This window comes from Janthinobacterium sp. SUN137 (assembly GCF_030587265.1).
In the GTDB taxonomy this organism is placed as follows: domain Bacteria; phylum Pseudomonadota; class Gammaproteobacteria; order Burkholderiales; family Burkholderiaceae_D; genus Janthinobacterium; species Janthinobacterium kumbetense.
This window is the reverse complement of the sequence record NZ_JAPWHZ010000005.1, coordinates 403,729-427,549: the sequence shown is the minus strand read 5'-3', so window position 1 is coordinate 427,549 and position 23,821 is coordinate 403,729. Positions and strand designations below refer to the sequence as shown.

Genomic DNA, 23,821 nt, shown 5'->3' with positions numbered 1-23,821 from the left:
ATTTTGTGCCGCATTTTTGACGAGGCTGCCATCCCCCTCGTGCGCAAAATAAAAAAACGCTCGCTGCAGTGCAGCGGGCGTTGGTGTGGATGGCATGGCGATAGTGACTTGTGCCTGCCGGATGTTCAGGCTGTGCGTGGCAGCCTGAGCGGACGCTTAGAAGAACTTGTAGCTGGCGCCCAGTTTGAAGTAACGGCCGATGGCGCCGCTGGCGTCCATCGGGTTGTAGCTCATGCCGCCATAGGTCAGCGGGTCGAGCGGCGCGATCTTGTCGGTCACGTTGTTGATCGAAGCAAACAATTGCAACTGTTTGTTGACGTTCCAGCGGGAGGACAGGTCGAGCGTGGTGAACGAGGCGAGCTTGCAACCGTTCGGCGCCGGCGTGCCGTTCGCCAGTTTGGAGGCGCAAGGGTCGCCTTCGAACTTGATATTTTTCATATCCGAACGGTAGTTCAGCACGCCGCTGACGTTCCAGTTGCCCAGGTCCCACGAGCCGGTGAGGTTGATCTTGTCCTTCGGCGTGCCGGCGCAGTTGGACGTATCGCAGTTGCCGTGCGTGCCGGCGAACTGGTAGCGCACGGTGGCCGACTCGGCCCGCACCCACGATGCGATGTGGGTCCAGGTCAGGCCGAACGTGGCGCGGCCGTAGTCGCCCAGGCGCACGCGCTGCTTGATGTCCAGGTCGATACCCTTGATCTCCGTGTAGCTGGAGTTGCGGTACGGCGCCTTGGTGATCAGCAAGGTGCCCGTGTTTGGCGTGACGACGCCGTTGATGGTCAGGTTGTTGTCGGAACGGATGGCCGTCGGCAGGGCGGCCGCTTCGTTGTACGGCAGCGGATTGATTTCGTTTTCACGCTTGATCTTCCAGCCATCGAGCGACAGGCTGGTATCGTTGAACGGATCCCACACGATGCCCAGCGTATAGCCCTTGGACTTTTCCGGCTTCAGGTTCGGGTCGCCGACCTTGACGGCCGCCACTTGCAATTCGCAGTCGCTGGCATTGGCACCCGGCAGGCGGTTGCCGCCTGGGCAGCGCACGGGATCGGTCACTGTCGAGGTGCCCGTCGATTGCGAATCGGCGTTGCTTTCGGCCGGACCCGGTGCGCGGAAGCCTTCCGAATACGTGCCGCGCACGGCGAAGGTTTTGACCGGCGTCCACTTGGCGCCCAGTTTCGGCGTCGTCGACGAGAAACGGTCGTATTTGTCGTAACGCAAGGCGCCGGACAGTTCGACCGTCTTGATCACGGGCGCCAGCACTTCCAGGAACACGGCCGACACCTTGCTGTCGCCCTTGGCGGCCACATAGCTGGCGTTGATGGAACCGTCTTCCGTGCCCGTCAGGGAGGGATTGTCGAGCTTGTCGCGGCGGTGCTCCGCACCCACGGCCAGGCCCAGGGCGCCGCCCGGCAACTGCATCAGCTCGCGCGATGCCTTGAAGTCGATGATGTCGAGCTTGGTCGTGGAATCGGAGGTGGCGTTGGTCACCATGGCCGCGTACAGCGAGGCCGGATTCTTGTTTGCCTGCGCACCGATGTAGTATGGGAAATACGGGTTTTTGGGGCTGGAATCGCCCAGGGCTGCCTTGACGACGGCCATGTTCAGCATGTTGCTGTAATCGAGGTGCAGTTTCGATTCCGAATGCGTGTAGCCGGCATCGTAATCCCAGCCCATGGCATTGCCCTTGACGCCAAGCACGATGCGGTTGAACTCGTTATTCGCCTGGCGCGTGCTGGCGCCCACGTCGAAAGCCTGGTAGCGCACGCGCACCGGCACGCCATATGGGTTTTGCGGATGGTTGGCGGCCAACATGATGCTGGTGCCGGCGCCGGTACCGTAGTTGATGACGCCCGCCTTGTTGCCGGCGTTGGGCGGGAAGGCAACGGTGGGCGTGACCGATGGCGGTATCAGCGTAAACGCCGTGTCGCGCTTCGAGTAGCCCGCTTCCGCATACACCTGGGTGTCGGCATTGACTTGCCAGGTGCCGCGCGTGTACAGGTTGACCGATTCGATCTTCGGCTGCATCGAGCGGAACTGGTCATGGTGCCACAAACAGCCGCCTTTCGGATCTTGCGGCGAAGATACGGACAAGGAGGAGCAGCCTGGCAGCGACACATAGTTGTTGGTGACGGGATCGCGGATCAGGCCCGTGGGCGAGGCATTCGCATCGTTGGTGCCGTTGATGTAGCCGCCGGCGAACTGGGTGTTGATCGCGTAGCCATACGGACGCAGGTCGGCCTTGCCTATCCATTTGCGGCCGGAGCGCTCATTGTTCATCAGCATGTCCGATTTGGTGTATTCGGCATTGACGACAAAGTTGTATTTATCCGTGTCCAGGTTGCCCTTGCCGAAGGTCAGCGAGGCGCGGTGCTGTTTGGCGTCGCTGTCGCCGGAAATGCCCGTGTCGCCTTTCAGGGTCAGGCCTTCGAAGTCCTTGCGCAGGATGATGTTGACGACGCCGGCGATGGCGTCCGCGCCGTAGGTGGACGAGGCGCCGTCCTTGAGGATCTCGATGCGTTCGACGATCTGCATCGGCACCGTCGACAGGTCGGTGAAGCTTTTCTGGCCGTCATCGGCACGCGCGAACGGCGCCATGCGGCGGCCGTTCAGCAAGACCAGGGTCGAGGTGGCGCCCAGGCCGCGCAGCGAGATGGCCGTGGAACCGGCGGCAAAGCCGTTGCCGAAACCCGTCGGCAAGGAACCCGCGCCATCGGCGGTCAGGGTTTGCAGGTATTCGGCCACGGTGGCCTTGCCCGACTTCATCAGGTCGTCACGGCTGATGACCTGTACCGGTGACGCGGTCTCGGCCGTGGCCCGTTTGATGCTCGATCCGGTAATTTCCACACGTTGTACATTGGCATCTTGCGCCATTGCCGGCACAGCCATCATGCCAAGGCTGACCGCTGCTACGCTACCTGAAAAGATCAGGCGTACGGAGCGGGACATAACTGTTTCCATCATCATTCTCAAAACTCCGAAAGTAAGTTCGGCTGGTCGGTTTGCGACACAACCTCGCTAAGCTAAAAAAGATTGCTGCGTCGGCAATCGCTGTGGGTCAAACGGCAGACTGTGAGTTGCCGTGATTGATAAGACCACTTGCCGAGAAAGCTTGTCAACGTTGGGATGTGACCTTTCAGCATGGAAACAACAGTGTTTTTTCCAATATTGCGATGTTTTTAAAATGGCATTTTTTTAATGCTGCGCTGCGATATATGCTTTCCGCCGGCGTATTGAAATGGCGCTCATTCGTGGACGTAAGGGTTTCTACCAATACGTTTTTTTGTGGCGCCGATCCGGCTATGTTGCGTTGCGGAAAATGTTCGCAACGCCGCGAGCGGACCTTGCCGCGCGTTGCACGCATGCTGCGGCTTTTTGCCCGGCGAACAGAATATGCGTTATCGTTACGCCTTTTTCCAGCTCGCCAGGACAGCGGCGCGACTGGCGGAAAACAAGGCATAGATCTTGCGAGGATGGACTGGTTTTGGCGGTGGAATCCTGTATCCCAGGGGGAAGCCAGTACAAGCGCACCAATACGGTGCGACAGATAATCGAGATGAAGGGTATTACATGAAGTCACCATGGATGCGGCGCGTGGCGCTGCTCGCCTGCCTGGCCACCCTGCCGCTGGCGGCCGTTGCCGCCGATGCCCCCAGCGCCGCGGCCGCGCCGGTCAAAACCTTGCGCTATATCTTGCCGGCCGCCGAGACGGGCTTCGATCCGGCCACCGCGCGCGACCTGTATTCGAACCACATCACGCAGGCCGTCTTCGACACCCTGTACACCTATGATTACCTGGCGCGCCCCGTCAAGGTGGTGCCCGGCGCGGCCGCCGCCATGCCGGAAGTGTCCGCCGACGGCAAGACCTACACCATCCGCCTGAAAAAAGGCATCCTGTTCACGCCGGACGCCGCGTTCGGCGGCAAGCGCCGCGAACTGACGATGGCCGATTACGTGTATTCGTGGAAACGCTTGTTCGACCCGCGCCTCGCTTCGCCGCACAGCTGGCTGTTCGAAGGCAAGGTAGTGGGGCTGGACGACCTGGCCAAGGAAGCGGCCAAGGCGAACAAGCTGGACTTCAACAAGAAGGTGGCCGGCCTGGAAATTCTCGATCCGTACACCTTGCGCATCACGCTGACCAAGACGGATTTCAACTTCCCCATGATCCTCGCCTACGTGCCGACGGCCGCCGTGGCGCGCGAAGTGGTGGACAAGTACGGCGACGTGAAGGGCGAAGTGGGTTCGAATCCCGTCGGCACCGGTTACTACACGCTCGGTGAATGGACGCGCGGCAACCGCATCGTCCTCAACCGCAACCCGCAGCACTTGCCGGAAACGTGGAATTTCATGGCTGGCGACGATCCGGACGACCAGCGCATCGTGCGCCAGATGCAGGGGAAACGCATTCCCGCTATCGACCGCATCGAAATTTCCGTGATGATCGAAGACCAGTCGCGCTGGCTGTCCTTCCAGAGCGGCGGCACGGACGTGTTTTGGCTCGACGGCCCGCTGGCGCCGAAAGCATTGCTGAACGGCAAGCTGCGTCCCGAACTGGCTGAGAAGGGCGTGCAACTGTCGCGCTTGCTGGACCCGGAGATCAGCTATTACTACTGGAACATGGAAGACCCCACCCTCGGCGGCTTCAGCAAGGAAAAGATCGCGCTGCGCCGTGCCATTGCCATGGCGCACAATATCGATGAAGAAATCCGCATCATCTGGAATGGCCAGGCCAAGCGCCTCGACTATCCGATTCCGCCTGGCGTCGTCGGCTACGATCCCCACTACAAGAGCCTGCTGCAATACGATCCCGTGCTGGCCAATAAATTGCTGGATAAATTTGGCTACAAGAAGGGCGCCGACGGCTGGCGCACTTTACCGGACGGCAAGCCGCTCCTGATCCGCTATGCTTCGCGCAACGAAGCCAATGGCGTGCTGCAGGCGGAAATGTGGCGCAAGACCTACAACTCGCTGGGCATCCGCATGGAAAACGACCGCATGATCTTTTCCGACATTTTGAAGACGGAAAAGCAGTGCAAGATGCAGACGCGCACGGCGCCCTGGTTGGCCGATTATCCGGACGGCGACAACTTCATGCAGCTGTTCTATGGCCCGAACACCCACCAGAACAACAATGGCTGCTACCAGGACCCCGAGTACGATAAATGGTACGCCGCCAGCCAGGCCATGCCGGCCAGCCCCGAGCGCGACGAGCTGTTCCACAAGATGGCGCGCCGCCTGGAAGTCAATGCGGGCGCCCTGATCGGCTACGCGCGCTACCGCAACATGCTGGCGCAAAAGTCGGTGCAGGGCTACAAGAAGCACCCGATCCTGTTCCAGGAATGGGCGTACATGGATATCGACAGCACGGGCACGCCGGTGGCGCCCGTTGCCGATTCCGCTAAAAAATAAGCGCAGCTTATAACAACAAGGAATCATTATGTTTGCTTATATCCTGCGCCGCTTGTGGCAGATGCTGCCCACCATGCTGGGCGTCGTCCTGCTGGTGTTTATCCTGTTCAACTGGGTGGGCGGCGACCCCGCCTACATCCTGGCCGGCAAGATGTCGAGTGCGGAAAGCATCGCCAACATCCGCCGCCAGCTGGGCGTCGACCAGCCGTACTACGTGCAACTGTGGATCTTCATCAAGCAGATCGTCACGTTCGACTTCGGCCAGAGCTGGGCGACGGGGGAATCCGTGTCGCACATCATCACCTCGCGCCTGGGGCCGTCGATGATGGTGCTGATCCCGCTGACCGTGCTGGAAACGTTTTTTGGCGTGGCGCTGGCGCTGGCCATCGCGTTTGTGCGCGGTTCGCTGACGGACCGCGCCGTCATGATCGCCTGCACGGTGGGCATGTCGATTTCCATCCTCGTCTACATCATCGTCTTCCAGTACGGCTTTGCCTACAAGCTGGGCCTGTTCCCCGTGCAGGGCTGGGGCGACAGCTTCTGGGAAAACCTGCTGCGCTATTCGACCTTGCCTATCCTGATCGGCCTGGCCGTATCGATTGCGCCGACCCTGCGCCTGTTCCGCACTTTCGTGCTGGACGAGGCCAACCAGGATTACGTGCGCACGGCGCGCGCCAAGGGCTTGAAGGAAGGCCGCATCATGTGGGTCCACGTGCTGCGCAACGCCGGCATCCCCATCATTACCTATGTGATGTCGAACTTGCCGGCCCTGCTGATCGGCGCTTTCCTGCTCGAGCGCTTCTTCGGCATCCCCGGCATCGGGCGTGAAGTGATTTTGGCTGTCGAGCGCAGCGACTTTCCGGTGATCAAGGCGATCACCGTGTATGTCGCCGCCGCCACCATGCTCTTCAACCTGCTCACCGACCTGCTGTACCAGGCGGTCGATCCTCGCGTACAACTGAAGTAGAAAGAGACGATGTCGAAACCTCATACATCGCCCGGCCTGTGGGCCCTGGCGTGGCGCCGTTTGCGCGGCGACAAGATTGCAATGGTATCGCTGGCCGTGGTCGGCGCCTTTTTCCTGCTGGTGCTGGCTTCCGCCAGCGGCTTGGTGGCTTCGAACTGGGAAGACGAAGTGGCCGTCAGCTACGCGCCGCCCACGTTTGTCGGCGCCGACAAGGACGTCGCCGCCGATGGCGCCATGCCCGTGACGGACGAGCGCAGCGCGCCGACACCCGTCAACGTGCTCGACCCGCTGGCCGACGATATCGCCGAACTGCGTGCCCAGATGGGCAGCAACCCATCGGCTGGCGTGGAAATGTACGGCGTCGCGGACCCGCTGGCCGACGACTTGACGGCCTTGCGTGCCGGCATGGGCAAGGCCAAGAAACTCGTCACGCACAAGGCGGCAACCTTGCCGTTCGGCGCCGACAAGTGGGGCCACGATATCCTGCAGAAAACCGTCAAGGGCGGCGAGACGTCGATCGTCGTGGGCCTGGTGGCGGCCTTGCTGGCCGTCGTGCTGGGCACGCTCTTTGGCGCCGTGTCCGGCTACTTCGGCGGCATCGTCGATGACTTCTTCAACTGGTTCTACAGCATCTTCACGTCGATTCCTTCCATCCTGATGATTTTGACGGTGGCGGCGGTGCTGCAACAGAAGGGCGTGCTGACCATCGTGCTGATCCTGGGCTTGACGGGCTGGACGGGGCCGTACCGCTTGATCCGCGCCGAATACATCAAGCACAAGGCGCGCGAATACGTGATGGCGGCCGACGCCATCGGCGCCTCGCACTGGCGCAAGATGTTTTCCCACATCTTCCCGAACGTCAGCCACGTTGCCTTGGTGCAAATGTCCATCCTCGTGGTGGGCTTCATCAAGGCGGAAGTGATCCTGAGTTTCCTCGGCTTTGGCGTGCCGGTGGGCACCGTCTCGTGGGGCAGCATGCTCAACGAGGCACAAAATGAACTGATCCTGGGCAAATGGTGGCAGCTGACCGCCGCCGCCACGGCGATGGCCGTGCTGGTGACGGCGTTCTCGCTGTTTACCGATGCCTTGCGCGATGCGCTCGACCCCAAAGTGAAATAGGAGTTGCTCATGGACCAGAATAACCTGTTGGAAGTGCGCGACCTGCGCGTCACCTTCCGCCTGGACAAGAAGACCACGTTCGAAGCCGTCAAGGGCATCTCGTTCAACGTGCCGCGCAACAGCACCGTCGCGCTGGTGGGCGAATCGGGCAGCGGCAAGTCCGTCAGCTCCCTGGCCGTGATGGGCTTGTTGCCGCCGGATAACACCATCATCGACCCCGGATCCAGCATCCACTTCGGCGGGCTCGACTTGCTGCAACTGTCGATCGCCGAGCGGCGCACTATGTGCGGCAAGGATATCTCGATGATCTTCCAGGAGCCGATGTCGTCCCTGAACCCCGTGTTTACTGTGGGTTTCCAGATCGCCGAAGTGTTGCGCCAGCACATGGGCATGAACCGCAAGCAGGCGCGGGCGCGCACCCTGGCGCTGCTCGAGGAAGTGGGCATACCCGACCCTGCCACGAAAATCGACGCCTACCCGAGCCAGATGTCGGGCGGCCAGCAGCAGCGCGTGATGATCGCCATGGCCATCGCCTGCGAACCGAAGCTCTTGATCGCGGATGAACCGACGACGGCGCTGGACGTGACGATCCAGAAGCAGATCATGGACCTCATCGCGGCGTTGCAAAAGAAACACCAGATGTCCGTGCTCTTCATTACCCATGACCTGGGCCTGGTGGGAGAGATTGCCGACCAGGTGATCGTCATGCGCCACGGCGAAGTGCGCGAGACGGGGGACGTGCGGCAAGTGTTTGAAGCGCCGCAAGACAGTTATACGAAAGCGCTGCTGCATTGCCGTCCGTCCCTGGACGAGCGCCCTTGGCGCCTGCCCGTCATCGCCGATTATATGGATGGCAAGGCGGGTCCCGGCATCGAGGTGAAGCAGCGCACGCGCGGCTACACGCCGGGCGACGAACCCGTGCTGGTGGTAAATAATCTGAGCAAAAGCTTTTATACGCGCGAGGGCTTGTTCGGCAAGCGCGAATTCCAGGCCGTCAAGGACGTGTCGTTCACCTTGCCACGCGGAAAAACGCTGGGCGTGGTGGGCGAGTCCGGTTCCGGCAAGACGACGGTGGGCTTGACCTTGCTGCGCCTGCACCAGGCGACGGGCGGCACGGCCATGTTCCACGGCAAGGACCTGATCGCCATGCCGAACAAGGAGTATTTGCCGTATAAACGCCGCATCCAGATCATCTTCCAGAATCCATATGCCTCCCTGAACCCCCGCTTCACGGTGGGACAGATCCTGCTGGAACCCATGCGCATCCACAAGATCGGCGCGACGGACCAGGAACGCATCGCCAAGGCCTACTGGCTGCTCGATAAAGTCGGCTTGCCGGAGCAGGCTTTCCACCGCTATCCGCACGAGTTTTCCGGTGGACAACGCCAGCGCATCGCCATTGCCCGCTGCCTGACGATGCAGCCGGAAATTCTCGTCTGCGACGAATCCGTGTCGGCGCTGGACGTGTCGGTGCAGGCGCAGGTATTGAACTTGCTGCAGGATTTGCAGGATGAATTCGGATTGTCGTACATCTTCATCTCGCACGATTTGTCCGTCGTCAAATACATCGCCGACCAGGTGATGGTGATGCACAAGGGGCAAGTGGTGGAACTGGCCGATTCGGATGAGCTGTACCGCAATCCCGTGCATCCGTACACGCGCACGTTACTAAGCGCCATACCGAAGGGCGTGCAAATATAACGTCTGTCAAAACCTGCTGCGCGTCGCGCTTTGCGGCCTGCGATGCTCGCCGTGCTCAAGCACGGTTGCGCTTCTTAGCCACAAATCACTGCCGCTCGCTACGGTTATGTCCGACGTTTAGGTCGGGCTTTTTACGGTAAGATAGCGGCCATGCCCAACCTCATTTACCTGCTCGAACATTACGGTGTCCTGATTGTCTTTGGCATCGTGCTGGTGGAGCAGCTCGGCCTGCCGATTCCCGCCTTTCCCATCCTCGTGGTGGCGGGGGCGCTGGCCGTCGATGGCGACATGAATGGGGGACTAGTGCTGGCCGCCGCGCTCAGCGCTTGCCTGATCAGCGACTTCACGTGGTTCCGCGCGGGCCGCCATTTCGGCAAGCGCATCCTGCGGTTGCTGTGCCGCATCTCGCTGTCGCCCGATTACTGCGTGAGCCAGACGGAAGACAAATTCAAGCGCTGGGGCCCGAAGGCCCTGATCGTCTCCAAGTTCGTGCCGGGATTCAATACCGTGGCCGCGCCCATGTCGGGCGCGCTGGGCACGCCGCCGGGCCTGTTTTTCCTGTACGCGGGCCTGGGCGCCTTGCTGTGGACCGGCACGGGCATCGTCGTCGGCGTGATTTTCCATGCCAGCGTGCAGCAGGTGCTCGACTTGCTCAGCACCATGGGCAGCACGGCCTTGCTGATGCTGGCCACCTTGCTGGGCTTGTTCCTGCTGTACAAATTCCTCGAACGCCGGCGTTTCCGCCAGGCCTTGCAGATCGAGCGCATCGGCATCGATGAATTGCTTGAACTCATAGAGCAGGGCGAAGAGCCGCTGATGGTCGACGCGCGCAGCGCCACGGCGCAGGCGCTGGAACCGGCCGTGCCGGGCGCCTTGTTCTTCAATGGCAAGGAACCGGTGCCCGCCATGATCGCCATGGACAAGGACCGCCACATCATCGTGTATTGCAGCTGCCCCAACGACGTGACGGCCGCGCAAGTGGCCAAGCTGCTGCACCAGCACGGCTTCCACCGGGCCAAGCCCCTGCATGGCGGCCTCGATGCGTGGAATGCCGCCTACCGCTCGGACCAGCCGGCGCCCGCCAGCCTGCTGGGCGAAGGCTTGCCCTCCTGATCCGGGTTGCCGCCGGCACGCCAGGCTGGCAATAAAGCCCGCAGTAAAAACCGGTAGTAATAATACGAAAACACCTTTGCGGCGCGGCCAGGACGGTAGCGCCGCACCAGCGGCGTCGCGTACCAAGCGGCTTTGCGCAAACTCCGGCATACTCTGTTTTCAAGCCGATTCCTGCTGCTGTGCAGCATGCTTTTCGCGTGCCTGACGAGTGCAAGTACTTACTATAAATCATTGTTTCTAAGCAATTTTGGCGCTGCCTGTTGCATTTGGAGTGGAACTACCAATAAAGGCTTGTTTTGATGTACTTAAACTACAAACTTTGCTTGCCTCCGGGCGCATTCATCCTTTAAGCTTGGCGTCCCATGCGTCCCACTTCATCATTTAAAATCATGAGCGCTTCGTCTTCTCCCGTACTGCCGACTTCCGCCTTCGCCGATGGACCGCGCCTGCTGGCCGACGTGGGCGGCACCAATGCCCGTTTCGCCCTGGAAGTGGCCGCCGGCCACATCACCCTGGTGGAAGTGTTGCCCTGTGCCGATTACCCGAGCCTGTCCGCCGCCCTGCAAGCCTACCTGGCCCTGCCGCACATTGCCGCGGCCGGCGGGCAAGCCGTGCGCCATGCCGTGATCGCCATCGCCAATCCGGTCGACGGCGATTTCCTCAGCATGACGAACCACCACTGGTCGTTCTCGATCCGCGCCATGCGCGAAGAGTGCGGTTTCACGACCCTGGACGTGGTCAACGATTTCACGGCCCTGGCGCGCGCCTTGCCGCAGTTGTCCAACGAGCAAAAGCACCAGGTGGGCGCGGGCACGGCCCGTCCGAACACGGCCATCGGCCTGATCGGCGCCGGCACGGGCCTGGGCGTATCGGGCCTGATTCCTTCGCATGGCGGCTGGATCGCCCTGCAAAGCGAAGGCGGCCACGTCAGCTTCGCGCCGTTCAATGAAACGGAAGTGAGCATTCTGCAATTCGCCTGGCGCGAATACGAGCATGTCTCGGCCGAGCGCCTGATTTCCGGCGATGGCCTGGAATTGATCTACCGCGCCCTGGCCGACCGCGCGGGCGTGCCGGCGGAAGACTTGCCGGCGGCGGAAATCACGCGCCGCGCGCTGGCTGGCGAATCCCAGCTGTGCGACGACGTCATCGAAGCGTTCTGCTGCATGCTGGGCACCGTGGCGGGCAACGTCGCCGTCACCCTGGGTGCGCTGGGCGGCATCTATATCGGCGGCGGCATCGTGCCGCGCCTGGGCGCGCGTTTCGACCGCTCCGGCTTCCGCGCCCGCTTCGAGCGCAAGGGCCGCTTCGCCAATTATGTCTCGCAAGTGCCGACCTTCGTCATCACGGCGCAGTACCCAGCTTTCCTGGGCGCATCGGCCATTCTCTCGGAGAAACTCGCCTCCCTGTGATGTTGGCAGCGGGCGGGATGTCGCGCCAGAGCCGGGTAAAACGCGTGTTTTACCCGGTTTTGCGCTTTTCCGCTTTTTATCAGGTACAATTGGCATCGTTGGATGAAACGACGACTGTCGCTTTCCCGTCTGGCTGCATCGTCGCCACGGGAAAAGCAGCTGCTCCGGAGTTCGTTTCATTGCTGGTTATTTAAGGCCAGCACCATGGATGGCAGGACTTTCACTGCATCCGCTTTAGTCCCGCTTTGCGCGCATCGGCCAAGGCGTCGGAAAAACAGCCTCAACTAGTAACCCAGCACGGCGTCATCATCGATGTCTGCCCTCTGTTACGTTGAAATGAACGTTTTTGATTTCTTTCTCTGCATACGAATTGCAACACACATCCGCACAGAATTGCTATGAATACAATTGAGGCTAAAAAAGTCCTCGAAACCGCGTTGCTGTGCGCTCGTGAATCGCTGACGATCCACAGCTTGAAGAAGCTGTTCGTCGATGCGGACGAGAATGGTCGCGTGCGTGGCGTCGGCGTCGGTGCCGACACGATCAAGCAATTGCTGGAAGAGTTGCGCGATGAGTGGGAAGGGCGCGGCATCGAGATCGTCAGTCTCGCTTCGGGTTGGCGCTTTCAAAGCCGCCCGGAAATGAAGATGTATCTCGACCGCCTGACGCCCGAGCGGCCGCCCAAGTATTCGCGGGCGACCCTGGAAACCCTGGCCATCATCGCCTATCGCCAGCCGGTGACGCGCGGCGATATCGAGGAGATTCGCGGCGTTGCCGTCAATTCGCAGACGATCAAGATGCTGGAAGACCGTGGCTGGGTCGATGCCATCGGTTACCGCGACGTGGTGGGACGGCCGGCCTTGCTGGCCACCACCAAGCAGTTTTTGGATGACCTGGGTTTGCATTCGCTGTCCCAGCTGCCGCCGTTGCAGCAAATCAGTGAAATGCAGGGCAATGGGCTGGAAGCCCTGGAAGCGGCCCTGCAAGAGAATTTTGACAAGGCAAGCAATGAGCTTGTCCCCCAGCTTGGTGCAGGTAGCAATACGGCTGTGACAGATGTAGATGTGACAGCAAGCCTTGATGCCGGCCCCGATGCTTCGCCCACGGACGAAGCCTACACTCACGACCCTGCGCCAGAACTAACGGTTGACGCTGCGCCAGGTCAGCACAGCCAAGAAACGAAGAATGAATAATCCGAACACACCCGAGACAGTAACCGCCAGCGACGAAGCCATCGTTGCCAAGCCCAAGCGCCGCACCAAGGCCCAGATCGAAGCCGATACGGCCGCTGCCGCCGCTGCAGGCGACACCGCCGCTGCCAAGCCGAAGCGCCGCACGAAAGCCGACGTGGCTGCCGATGCGCCCGTCGTCGTCGCCGCTGCTGAGACTGAAGCGGCGCCGGCCGCCAAGAAAACCCGCGCCAAGCCAGCCCTGAAGGCCGTGGCCGACGCCGCCGAAGCGGCTGCCGAGGCGGTTGCCGCTCCGGCACCGCGTCCGCCGCGCGCCCGCGCCGCCGCCAAGGCCGCTGCCGCCGTCGCTGAAACGGCGCCGGAAGCCGTCGCCGACAAGCCGGCCGAAGCGCGTCCGACGCGCGGTCCGCGCCAGATGCGTGGCGTGCAGGCGGAGCGCGCCCTGCGCCAGCCGCCGCGCGCCGAAGCGCCGCAGGCAGCCGAGGCCGCCCCTGCCGCCGAGCAAGCTGCCGCGCCTGTCGCCGATGTGTTCGATGCCGAAGGCAACCTCGTCTCCGGCCCGCGCCTGCCGCGCGGTCCGCGCAACGACGTGCCGGGCGCCGGCAAGAATGCCGGCAAGAGCCGCAAGAAGGGCAAGGGCCGCCAGGCTGCGCCGGGCAAGCTCAGCGACGCTGATGCTGTCTTCTCGTTCGTCACCTCCGACGCGTTCGACAGCGAAGAAGGCGGCACGGGCCGCGTACAGAAAGCCGTCGTGCGCCGCGACCTGACGTCCGACGACGATGCGCCGAAGCTGCACAAGGTGCTGGCCGAAGCCGGTCTCGGTTCGCGCCGCGACATGGAAGACCTGATCATTTCGGGCCGCGTGTCCGTCAATGGCGAGCCAGCCCACATCGGCCAGCGCATCCTGCCGAGCGATCACGTGCGCATCAATGGCAAGTTGATCCAGCGCCGCGTCAGCAAGAAGCCGCCACGCGTATTGGTCTACCACAAGCCGGCCGGCGAAATCGTCAGCCATAATGACCCGGACGGCCGTCCATCCGTATTCGACCGCTTGCCGACCATGAAAGCCGGCAAGTGGCTGGCCGTTGGCCGCCTCGACTTCAACACGGAAGGCTTGCTGCTGTTTACCACTTCCGGTGACCTGGCAAACCGCCTGATGCACCCGCGCTACGGCATCGACCGCGAGTACGCCGTGCGTACCCTGGGCGAGCTGGAAGAGGGCATGCGCCAGAAGCTGCTGGCCGGCGTCGAGCTGGAAGACGGCCTGGCGCAGTTCTCGAAGATCGCCGATGGCGGCGGCGAGGGCATCAACAAGTGGTACCGCGTGGTGATCGGCGAAGGCCGTAACCGCGAAGTGCGCCGCATGTTCGAAGCCATCGGCCTGACCGTTTCGCGCCTGATCCGTACCCGCTACGGCGCCATGACCCTGCCGAGCGGCCTGAAACGCGGCCGCTGGGAAGAGATGGATGAAAACACCGTGCGCGACCTGCTGACGGCCTACGGCATCGAAAAGAAAATGCCGGCATCGGGCGACCCCCGTGCCGCTGGCGCCGCCAAGGGCCGCGAAGCGCGCAAGGTCAGCCGCGATGACGAGCCGAATGGCAACCGCATCGATGTGAGCAACCGCAACGCCGATCCTTTCCCGGTCGTGCCGCGCCGTGGCCAGCCGCAAGGCCAGTTTGCCCGTCCGCAAGGCCAGGGTCGCCCAGGCGGCGCCGGCCGTCCAGGCGACGCGCGTGGTCCTGGCCGTGGCCAGCCGCAAGGTCCGTTCCAGGGTGGTCAGCCCCGCTCGTCGGCATCGTTCGAAGGCGCGCCGCAAGGCCAGGGTCGTCCGCCGCGTGCGGCAGGCCAGGGTCAAGGCCGTCCGGGTGGCGAAGGCCGCGCGCCGCAGCGCGGTCCGCGCCAGCCCGATCCGCTGCAAACGGCCTTCGGTTTCGCCAACACGGGTCCGCGCCGCAATACGGGTGGCGGTGGTGCTGGTGGGCAACGTTCCGGTGGCCAGCCGCGTGGCGGCATGGATCGTGGCGGCATGGATGGCATGCCGCGCCGCCGCAGCAAAGGTTAATCGGGAAGAGTTTCTTCTTGCGCGCCCGCCGATCTGCCGCGGGTGCGCGCTCTTGTAACTGTTGTAAGCCGGGCCGCTCCGCGTGTGCGGCATTGCGGCGAAGTTAATAAGAGGTTATAATCTGCAGCCTAATAAAAGTTCTCCGCAGGGTTGTTTGGTGGGGAGTGCTTTCATCTGGTTGGGGAAATACAAGAAGATGGGCAGATGCCCATTTTTTTTTTGTTGAACCGTTTGTAATGGCTCCGCAAGGGGCCATATATGACTTGAATGCGTGTTTTTGCATGTTGTAGGCGCCCGATGTGGCGCTGTCATGCCGAAAACGGGCCTTATTTCTGGAGAATTTCTTGCAGCAGTTGGGATTAATTGAAAAGACAGTTACAGGTCTGGGCTATGAGCTCGTTGATGTCGAACGTGCCGAGCGCGGACTGCTGCGCGTCTTTATTGATTTCAGCGCCGCCGATGCCGCTGAAAAAGGTCCGATCACGGTCGAAGACTGTGCCACGGTGAGTCACCAGTTATCGCATGTGTTGACGGTAGAGAACGTTCCTTACGAACGCCTCGAGATTTCTTCCCCGGGTCTGGATCGTCCGGTGCGCAAGCTGGAAGACTTTGTCCGTTTCGCAGGTCAGGAAATCATCGTCAAGCTGATGGTGGCGATGCCGGGTACGAACAACCGGAAATCGTTCCAGGGGATCTTGCAAGAACCCGTGGGCGATAAATTGTCGTTGGAATTTGAAGGTAAGGATGGTCCGGCGATGTTGGAGTTTACGCTCGCGGATGTGGATAAGGCACGCTTGGTGCCGCAGGTGGTTTTTAAGGGACGCAAAGCATGAGCCGCGAAGTTTTATTATTGGTTGACGCGCTGGCGCGCGAAAAAAACGTCGATAAAGATGTCGTCTTCGGCGCCCTCGAATTCGCGTTGGCGCAAGCCACGAAGAAACGGTATGAGGGTGAGGTAGACATCCGCGTTTCGATCGACCGCGAAACGGGCGAATTCGAATCGTTCCGCCGCTGGCACGTGGTGCCCGATGAAGCGGGCCTGCAATTGCCGGATCAGGAGATTCTGCATTTCGAGGCAAAAGAACAGATTCCGGATATCGAAGTCGATGATCACATCGAAGAACCGATCGAATCCGTCGAATTCGGCCGCCGTTTCGCCCAGGATACCAAACAGGTCGTCCTGCAGCGCGTGCGTGACGCCGAGCGCGAACAGATCCTGGTCGACTTCCTGGAACGCGGCGACTCGCTCGTCACCGGCACCATCAAGCGCATGGAACGCGGCGACGCCATCGTCGAATCGGGCAAGATCGAAGCGCGTCTGCCACGCGACCAGATGATCCCGAAAGAGAATCTGCGTATCGGCGACCGCGTGCGTGCTTTCATCTTGCGCATCGACCGCAATATGCGCGGCCCGCAAGTGATTTTGTCGCGTACCGCGCCAGACTTCATCATGAAGCTGTTTGAACTGGAAGTGCCGGAAATCGAGCAAGGCATGCTGGAAATCAAATCCGCAGCCCGCGATGCCGGCGTCCGCGCCAAGATCGCCGTCTACACGGCCGACAAGCGCATCGACCCGATCGGTACTTGCGTCGGCATGCGCGGTTCGCGCGTGCAGGCTGTGACCGGCGAACTCGGCGGCGAACGTGTCGACATCGTGCTGTGGTCGGAAGATCCGGCGCAGTTCGTCATCGGCGCCCTGGCGCCGGCGAACGTGTCGTCGATCATGGTCGATGAAGAAAAACACGCGATGGATGTCGTCGTGGACGAAGAAAACCTGGCAATCGCGATCGGCCGTTCCGGCCAGAACGTGCGCCTGGCCTCGGACCTGACCGGCTGGAAGATCAACATCATGACGGCCGAAGAATCGGCTGACAAAGCTGCCCAGGAAACGGCTGCCGTGCGCATCCTGTTCATGGAAAAGCTCGATGTCGACCAGGAAGTGGCCGATATTCTGGTGGAAGAAGGTTTCGCCAGTCTGGAAGAAATCGCTTACGTGCCAATTTCCGAAATGCTGGAAATCGAATCGTTTGACGAAGATACCGTCAATGAACTCCGTACCCGTGCGCGTGATGCGCTCGTGACCGAAGCGATTGCTTCGGAAGAGGGTCTGGAAGGCATGGACGAGGCGTTGGTCGGTCTGGAAGGCATGGACCGCATTACCGCCGGCAAGCTGGGTCTGGCTGGTATCAAGACCGTTGAAGCATTTGCAGCACTGGCATACGACGAATTTGGCGCAATCCTGGCCTTGTCTGCGGACCGTGCGCGTGAACTGATTACAAGTGAATTTAAAGATGTGACCGACGATGAGATGAAGTTGGTTGACTCGAAATACGACGATCGTGCCAAGGCGTTGCAAGCCAAGGCATGGAGTCTGGCCGAATCCGCAAAGGCTTAATTTGAGTATCTTTATCATCTCCGCGACACATAGAAAAGAGGACTGAATGGCGAGTAACAACGTAGCCCAATTTGCCACCGAACTGAAGATGCCTGCAGATTTGCTGCTGACGCAGCTGCGTTCTGCCGGCGTCGAGAAAAGTTCGACGTCAGATCCATTGTCGAAAGATGATAAGGACAAGCTTTTGGATCATCTGCGCCGCACACACGGCGCAGCGGCTGACACAGAAAAGAAGAAAATCACCGTGACCCGCAAGGAAACGACTGAAATCAAGCAAGCTGACGCCACCGGCAAATCGCGCACCATCCAGGTGGAAGTGCGCAAGAAACGCACTTTCGTCCAGCGTGACGAAGCTGCGCCGGTCGCAGCAGAACCGGTCGCGCCTGCCGCACCGGTAATCGATCCCGCCGACGTGGCGCGCCGTGAAGAAGAAGCCCGTAAACAGGCTGAACTGATCGCCCGCCAGGAAGCCGATCTGCGCGAAAAGCAAGAACGTCTGGCCAAGCTCGACGCGGAAAAAGAAGCCCAGGCGAAAGCCACGCAACAGGCTGAATTGGCTGCGAAGAAAGAAGCTGAAGCGGAAGCGAAGAAAGCGGCCGCCAAGGCTGCCGCCGCTCCTGCCGCCAGCGCCGCCGCGCCTGTCGTTGACGACGCCGCCGCCGAAGCGAAAAAAGCTGCTGCCGCTGAAGAAGCGAAGAAGAAAGCCGCCGCCGCTGCTGTTGCCGCCAAGGAAGCCGCTGACAAAGCGGAAGCCACCGAGCGTGCACGCAAGGCCGTGGCCGACGAAGTCGCCCAGATCAAGGCCATGATGAACGCGCCACGCCGCGCCATCAAGGCTCCCGAGCCTGCGCCGGTACCGGTCAAGCCGAAGGCGCCGGAAGGCACGCTGCACAAGCCTGCGGACAAAAAACCTGGCGACAAGCCGGGCGACAAGAAGCCTGCTGTTGCAGACAAGAAATCCATCAAGTCGGCGAATGTGTCGTCCACCTGGTCCGATGACGCGAAAAAACGCGGCACCACCGGTGGTCCCAAGCCACGCGGCAACAGCGGCCCAGGCGGCCGTGACAGCTGGCGCGGTGGCGCGAAGGGCCGTCGCCCGACGCACCATGACGACCGTGAATCGAACTTCCAGGCCCCTACGGAAGCCGTCGTCAAGGACGTGCACGTACCGGAAACGATCACCGTGGCCGAACTGGCGCACAAAATGTCCGTCAAGGCATCCGAAGTCATCAAGCATTTGATGAAATTGGGCCAGATGTGCACGATCAACCAGGTGCTGGACCAGGAAACCGCCATGATTCTGGTGGAAGAAATGGGCCACAAGGCGTTCGCCGCCGAACTGGACGATCCGGAAGCGCTGCTGGCCGATGTGGGCGAACACGCGCACTTCGAAACCAAGCCACGCGCACCGGTGGTCACCGTCATGGGTCACGTCGACCACGGCAAGACCTCGCTGCTGGACTATATTCGTCGCGCCAAGGTTGCTTCCGGCGAAGCGGGTGGCATTACGCAGCATATCGGCGCTTACCACGTCGATACGCCACGCGGCATGATCACCTTCCTCGACACCCCGGGTCACGAAGCGTTTACCGCGATGCGTGCCCGTGGCGCCAAGGCAACCGACATCGTCATTCTGGTGGTTGCCGCCGACGATGGCGTGATGCCGCAAACGAAAGAAGCGATTGCCCATGCGAAAGCAGCCGGCGTACCGCTGGTGGTGGCGATCAACAAGGTCGACAAACCAGGCGGTAACGTTGACCGCGTGACGCAGGAACTGGTCGCCGAACAAGTCGTGCCGGAAGAATACGGTGGCGAATCGCCATTCGTGCCGGTGTCGGCAAAAACGGGTCAAGGTATCGACGACCTGCTGGAACAAGTGCTGTTGCAAGCCGAAGTGTTGGAACTGACGGCACCGGTCGAAGCGCCTGCGCGCGGCCTGGTAGTCGAGGCGCGTCTGGACAAGGGCCGTGGTCCTGTCGCGACGATCCTGGTGCAGTCCGGTACCTTGCGCCGCGGCGACGTGATCCTGGCTGGCTCTTCGTATGGCCGTGTTCGCGCCATGCTGGACGAGAACGGCAAAGCCATCGCTGAAGCGGGTCCTTCGATTCCGGTCGAAATCCAGGGCCTGACGGAAGTGCCGGTTGCCGGTGAAGAAGTCGTCGTCATGGCTGACGAGCGCAAGGCGCGTGAAATCGGTCTGTTCCGTCAAGGTAAGTTCCGCGACGTGAAACTGGCGAAACAGCAAGCTGCGAAACTTGAAAACATGTTCGACCAGATGGCCGAAGGCGAAGTGAAAAACTTGCCACTGATCATCAAAACCGACGTGCAAGGTTCGCAAGAAGCGCTGGTTGGTTCGCTGCAGAAACTGTCGACCTCCGAAGTGCGCGTACAAGTGGTCCATGCTGCCGTCGGCGGCATCACGGAATCGGACGTCAACCTGGCAGTCGCCTCGAAAGCGGTCATCATCGGCTTCAACGCCCGTGCTGATGCCCAGGCACGCAAGCTGGCCGAGTCGAATGGCGTGGACATTCGCTACTACAACATCATTTACGATGCGATCGACGAGATCAAATCGGCGTTGTCGGGCATGTTGGCACCAGAGAAACGCGAAACGGTCATCGGCCAGGTCGAGATCCGCCAGGTTATCCTGGTCTCGAAAGTGGGCGCGATTGCCGGTTGCCTGGTCACCGATGGTGTGGTCAAGCGTGCTTCTTCCGTCCGCCTGTTGCGCAACAACATCGTGGTGTGGAGCGGCGAGATCGACTCCCTGAAACGCTTCAAGGACGATGCGAAAGAAGTTCGCGCCGGTCTGGAGTGCGGCCTGTCGCTGAAGAACTACAACGACATTCAGGTTGGCGACACGCTGGAAGTGTTCGAAGTCCAGGAAATCGCTCGTACCCTGTAATCACAGCAGTAATGGCGCGGACATATCTTTGTCCGCGCAAACACGTGGGGCGCATTGGTCAACGGGCAACCGTTTGACCCATGCGCCCTGCGGCACTTAGGACAGCATAAAATCATGGCTAAACATAGCAAAACCATGCCAGCGCGCGGCTTGCGCGTGGCCGACCAGATCCAGCGCGATCTGGCAGAAATCGTCGCCTACGAATTGAAGGACCCGCGCGTCGGCACGATGATCACCATCACCGAAGTGCAGATCACGCCCGATTACGCGCACGCCAAGGTGTTTTTCACGATGTTGAAAGACAGCAAGGAAGCCATCAAGAACACCACCGAAGGCTTGATGGCCGCGGCCGGCTTCATCCGTGGCTTGCTGGGCAAGCGCCTGCACATCCACACCTTGCCGATGTTGCATTTCGTGCACGACAGCTCGACCTCGCGCGGCATGGAAATGTCCTTGCTGATCGACAAGGCCAACGCCACGCGCGCGGCTGACGCCGAGCCGGACGCGAAACCCGAGACGGACGAGCAATAACAGTGGCGGGTCCGAAGAAACCACCGGGCATCAAGCGGGTGCGCGACCTGGTCGATGGCGTCTTGCTGTTGGATAAGCCTGTCGGCTGGTCCAGCAACGATGCCCTGATCAAGGCCAAGCGCGTCTTGAACGCGAAGAAGGCGGGCCATACGGGCACGCTGGATCCGTTCGCCACGGGCTTGCTGCCGCTGTGCTTTGGCGAGGCGACGAAGTTCTCGCAGGACTTGCTGGAAGCCGATAAAACCTACGAAACCCTGGTGCACCTTGGGCAGACGACGGATACGGGCGATACCGAGGGCGAAGTGCTGGAAACGCGCGACGTCAACGTCACCGAAGAGCAGATCGAAGCCGTGCTGGCGCAGTTCCGCGGGCCTATCCTGCAGACGCCGCCCATGTACTCGGCCTTGAAAAGAGACGGCAAGCCCTTATATGAGTATGCAAGGGCAGGCATCACCCTGGAGCGCGAAGCGCGCCCGGTGACCATCCACAAGCTCGAGTTCCTCGGCTACGAAGCCCCGTTCCTGAAATTGTCCGTGATGTGCAGCAAGGGCACGTATATCCGCGTGCTGGGCGAAGACATCGGCCATGCCTTGGGTTGCGGCGGCCATTTGAACGCCTTGCGCCGCACGCAGGTGGGCAACCTGACCCTTGACGGCGTCGTCACGCTCGATGAATTGACGGCGCACGCTGCGCCGTTGAGCTTGTTGGCGCCCGTCGATGCATTATTGTCGAGTTTCCCCGCCGTCCAGCTGACGGAAGAATTGGCCAAGCGTTTCCTGCACGGTCAGCGCATCGCGCTGGGCAAGGAAGACGTCACCGTGCCGGCCGAGCCGGGCAGGGTGCGCGTGTATCACGACAGCAAGCTGCTGGGCACGGGCCAGTTGCAGGAATACAGCATCCTGGCCCCGGAGCGTCTCATTGCCACGGCGCATCAATAAGTCACAGCAACGTCATATTACCCAGCGACACTCGTTAAACAGTGTCGCTTTTTTAAACAAACCGTCCCCGACTGCGGGAGCCGCCAGCATTTTTAGATAGCGTTGCAACGCAACATGCTATACTACGCGGTTCCGGAAATAGATTAGCATTCGGGTATCTCGTACATCTTGTACGCACTCCGCAGTTTTTCAGTAACTACTACGACCATGTCAAATACAAAACGCGCAATTCGTAATATCGCCATTATCGCCCACGTTGACCACGGCAAAACCACGCTGGTGGATCAGCTGCTGCGCCAGTCCGGCACCTTCCGTGAAAACCAAGCGGTCGACACCCGAGTCATGGACTCGAACGACCTGGAAAAGGAGCGCGGCATTACGATTCTGTCGAAGAACTGCGCCGTTGAGTACGAAGGCACCCACATCAACATCGTCGACACCCCAGGCCACGCCGACTTCGGCGGCGAAGTGGAACGTGTTCTGTCGATGGTGGACTCGGTTCTGCTGCTGATCGATGCACAAGAAGGCCCGATGCCGCAAACCCGTTTCGTCACGCGCAAGGCGCTGGCACTGGGTCTGAAGCCTATCGTTATCGTCAACAAGATCGACCGTCCAGGCGCACGTCCGGACTGGGCCATCAACCAGACGTTCGAACTGTTCGACAAGCTGGGCGCTACCGACGAACAACTGGACTTCCCTATCGTTTACGCTTCGGGCTTGAACGGCTATGCCGGCCTGACCGAAGACGTGCGCGGCGGCGACATGAAGCCGATGTTCGACGCCATCCTGGAACACGTTCCAGTACGTGACGACAATCCGGAAGGCCCGCTGCAAATGCAGATCACCTCGCTGGACTACTCGTCGTACGTCGGCAAGATCGGCATTGGCCGCGTCAACCGCGGTACCGTCAAGGTCGGTCAAGACGTGTTGGTCATCAATGGCCCAGGCGCGACCCCGATCAAGGGCCGCATCAACCAGGTGCTGAACTTCAAGGGCCTGGAGCGCGTGCTGGTGGACGAAGCCGTCGCCGGCGACATCTGCCTGATCAACGGTATCGACGAAATCGGCATCGGTTCGACCCTGTGCGCAGTGGACACGCCAGAAGCGCTGCCTATGCTGACCGTCGACGAGCCGACCCTGACCATGAACTTCATGGTCAACAACTCGCCACTGGCTGGCCGCGAAGGCAAGTTCGTTACCTCGCGTCAACTGCGTGACCGTCTGGAAAAAGAATTGAAAGCCAACGTTGCTCTGCGCGTGGCACCAACCGACGACGACACGATCTTCGAAGTATCGGGCCGCGGCGAGCTGCACCTGACGATTTTGATCGAAAACATGCGTCGCGAAGGCTTCGAGCTGGCCGTTTCGCGTCCACGCGTGGTCTTCAAAATGGTCGATGGCGTGCGCCACGAGCCGTTTGAAAACCTGTCGGTCGACGTGGAAGAAGCCAACCAGGGCGGCGTCATGGAAGAACTGGGCCGTCGTCGTGGCGACCTGCAAAACATGGAATCGGATGGCAAGGGCCGCGTGCGTCTCGAGTACCTGATCCCGGCACGTGGCCTGATCGGCTTCCAGGGCGAATTCATGACCCTGACCCGCGGCACCGGCCTGATGAGCCACGTATTCCATGAATACGCACCAGTCGACAACACCCGTGGCGAAATGGCTGGCCGTCGCAACGGCGTGCTGATCTCGCAAGACGACGGCGCCGCTGTTGCCTACGCCATCTGGAAACTGCAAGACCGCGGCCGCATGTTCGTGTCGCACAATGACCCGGTCTACGAAGGCATGGTCATCGGTATCCACTCGCGCGACAACGATCTGGTCGTCAACCCGATCAAGGGCAAGCAGCTGACCAACGTGCGTTCGTCGGGTACCGACGAAGCGGTGCGCCTGGTACCGCCAATTCAGATGTCGCTGGAATACGCAGTCGAATTCATCGAGGACGACGAACTGGTGGAAATCACCCCTAAATCGATCCGTCTGCGCAAGCGCTTCCTGAAAGAGCACGAGCGTAAAAAAGCGTCGCGTGATTCGTAATCTGTTGTAGAGCATGGCCTGCGGGCCATGCCGCTCCGGCCCGCT

General features: G+C 60.9%; 16 protein-coding genes. 15 read left to right on the top strand and 1 reads right to left on the bottom strand.

The features are described from left to right. Positions 1-156 precede the first annotated feature (156 nt). Positions 157-2,943, bottom strand: a complete 2,787-nt coding sequence (locus O3298_RS25950) for a TonB-dependent receptor (protein WP_305060894.1) — start codon at positions 2,941-2,943, stop codon at positions 157-159. Positions 2,944-3,564: 621 nt separating this feature from the next. On the opposite strand from O3298_RS25950, the gene O3298_RS25945 reads away from it, so the two are divergent. From O3298_RS25945 to typA, 15 genes are all read left to right on the top strand, one after another. Continuing rightward, complete coding sequence (locus O3298_RS25945; RefSeq protein WP_081345921.1) at positions 3,565-5,403, top strand: ABC transporter substrate-binding protein; 1,839 nt, start codon at positions 3,565-3,567, stop codon at positions 5,401-5,403. A 28-nt stretch (positions 5,404-5,431) separates the two neighbouring features. Then, complete coding sequence (locus O3298_RS25940) at positions 5,432-6,370, top strand: ABC transporter permease (RefSeq protein ID WP_034782513.1); 939 nt, start codon at positions 5,432-5,434, stop codon at positions 6,368-6,370. Between the two features lie 9 nt (positions 6,371-6,379). After that, complete coding sequence (locus O3298_RS25935) at positions 6,380-7,489, top strand: ABC transporter permease (RefSeq protein WP_305060893.1); 1,110 nt, start codon at positions 6,380-6,382, stop codon at positions 7,487-7,489. Between the two features lie 9 nt (positions 7,490-7,498). Beyond that, positions 7,499-9,190: an ABC transporter ATP-binding protein gene (locus O3298_RS25930; protein ID WP_305060892.1), complete on the top strand. Its 1,692-nt coding sequence runs from the start codon at positions 7,499-7,501 to the stop codon at positions 9,188-9,190. Positions 9,191-9,340: 150 nt separating this feature from the next. Beyond that, complete coding sequence (locus O3298_RS25925; RefSeq protein ID WP_251349817.1) at positions 9,341-10,303, top strand: VTT domain-containing protein; 963 nt, start codon at positions 9,341-9,343, stop codon at positions 10,301-10,303. 389 nt (positions 10,304-10,692) lie between these two features. After that, positions 10,693-11,712 carry a glucokinase gene (locus tag O3298_RS25920; protein ID WP_077400303.1) on the top strand — a complete coding sequence of 340 codons (1,020 nt, stop codon included), beginning with the start codon at positions 10,693-10,695 and terminating at the stop codon, positions 11,710-11,712. Beyond that, a complete protein-coding gene (locus O3298_RS25915) occupies positions 11,709-11,906 on the top strand; it encodes a hypothetical protein (protein ID WP_305060891.1) in 198 nt (65 codons plus the stop codon). Before O3298_RS25920 ends, O3298_RS25915 begins: the two co-directional genes overlap by 4 nt. 204 nt (positions 11,907-12,110) lie before the next feature. Continuing rightward, complete coding sequence (gene scpB, locus O3298_RS25910) at positions 12,111-12,905, top strand: SMC-Scp complex subunit ScpB (protein ID WP_077400306.1); 795 nt, start codon at positions 12,111-12,113, stop codon at positions 12,903-12,905. After that, entirely contained in the window at positions 12,898-14,967 is a 2,070-nt protein-coding gene (gene rluB / locus O3298_RS25905; RefSeq protein WP_305060890.1) for a 23S rRNA pseudouridine(2605) synthase RluB, read from the top strand. The genes scpB and rluB overlap by 8 nt, the downstream gene beginning before the upstream one ends. A gap of 344 nt (positions 14,968-15,311) precedes the next feature. Then, positions 15,312-15,800, top strand: a complete 489-nt coding sequence (gene rimP, locus O3298_RS25900; RefSeq protein WP_035828693.1) for a ribosome maturation factor RimP — start codon at positions 15,312-15,314, stop codon at positions 15,798-15,800. Then, positions 15,797-17,362: a transcription termination factor NusA gene (gene nusA / locus O3298_RS25895; protein ID WP_077400312.1), complete on the top strand. Its 1,566-nt coding sequence runs from the start codon at positions 15,797-15,799 to the stop codon at positions 17,360-17,362. Before rimP ends, nusA begins: the two co-directional genes overlap by 4 nt. 46 nt (positions 17,363-17,408) lie before the next feature. Then, positions 17,409-20,267: a translation initiation factor IF-2 gene (infB, locus tag O3298_RS25890; RefSeq protein ID WP_099665291.1), complete on the top strand. Its 2,859-nt coding sequence runs from the start codon at positions 17,409-17,411 to the stop codon at positions 20,265-20,267. 114 nt (positions 20,268-20,381) lie between these two features. Continuing rightward, positions 20,382-20,798, top strand: coding sequence for a 30S ribosome-binding factor RbfA (gene rbfA / locus O3298_RS25885; RefSeq protein WP_099665290.1), 417 nt, complete (start codon positions 20,382-20,384; stop codon positions 20,796-20,798). A 2-nt stretch (positions 20,799-20,800) separates the two neighbouring features. Continuing rightward, positions 20,801-21,736, top strand: coding sequence for a tRNA pseudouridine(55) synthase TruB (gene truB, locus O3298_RS25880; protein WP_305060889.1), 936 nt, complete (start codon positions 20,801-20,803; stop codon positions 21,734-21,736). 207 nt (positions 21,737-21,943) lie between these two features. Next, the gene (typA, locus tag O3298_RS25875; protein ID WP_076569139.1) at positions 21,944-23,776 is read left to right on the top strand and encodes a translational GTPase TypA; all 1,833 of its coding nucleotides are present in this window, start codon (positions 21,944-21,946) and stop codon (positions 23,774-23,776) included. Positions 23,777-23,821 lie beyond the last annotated feature (45 nt).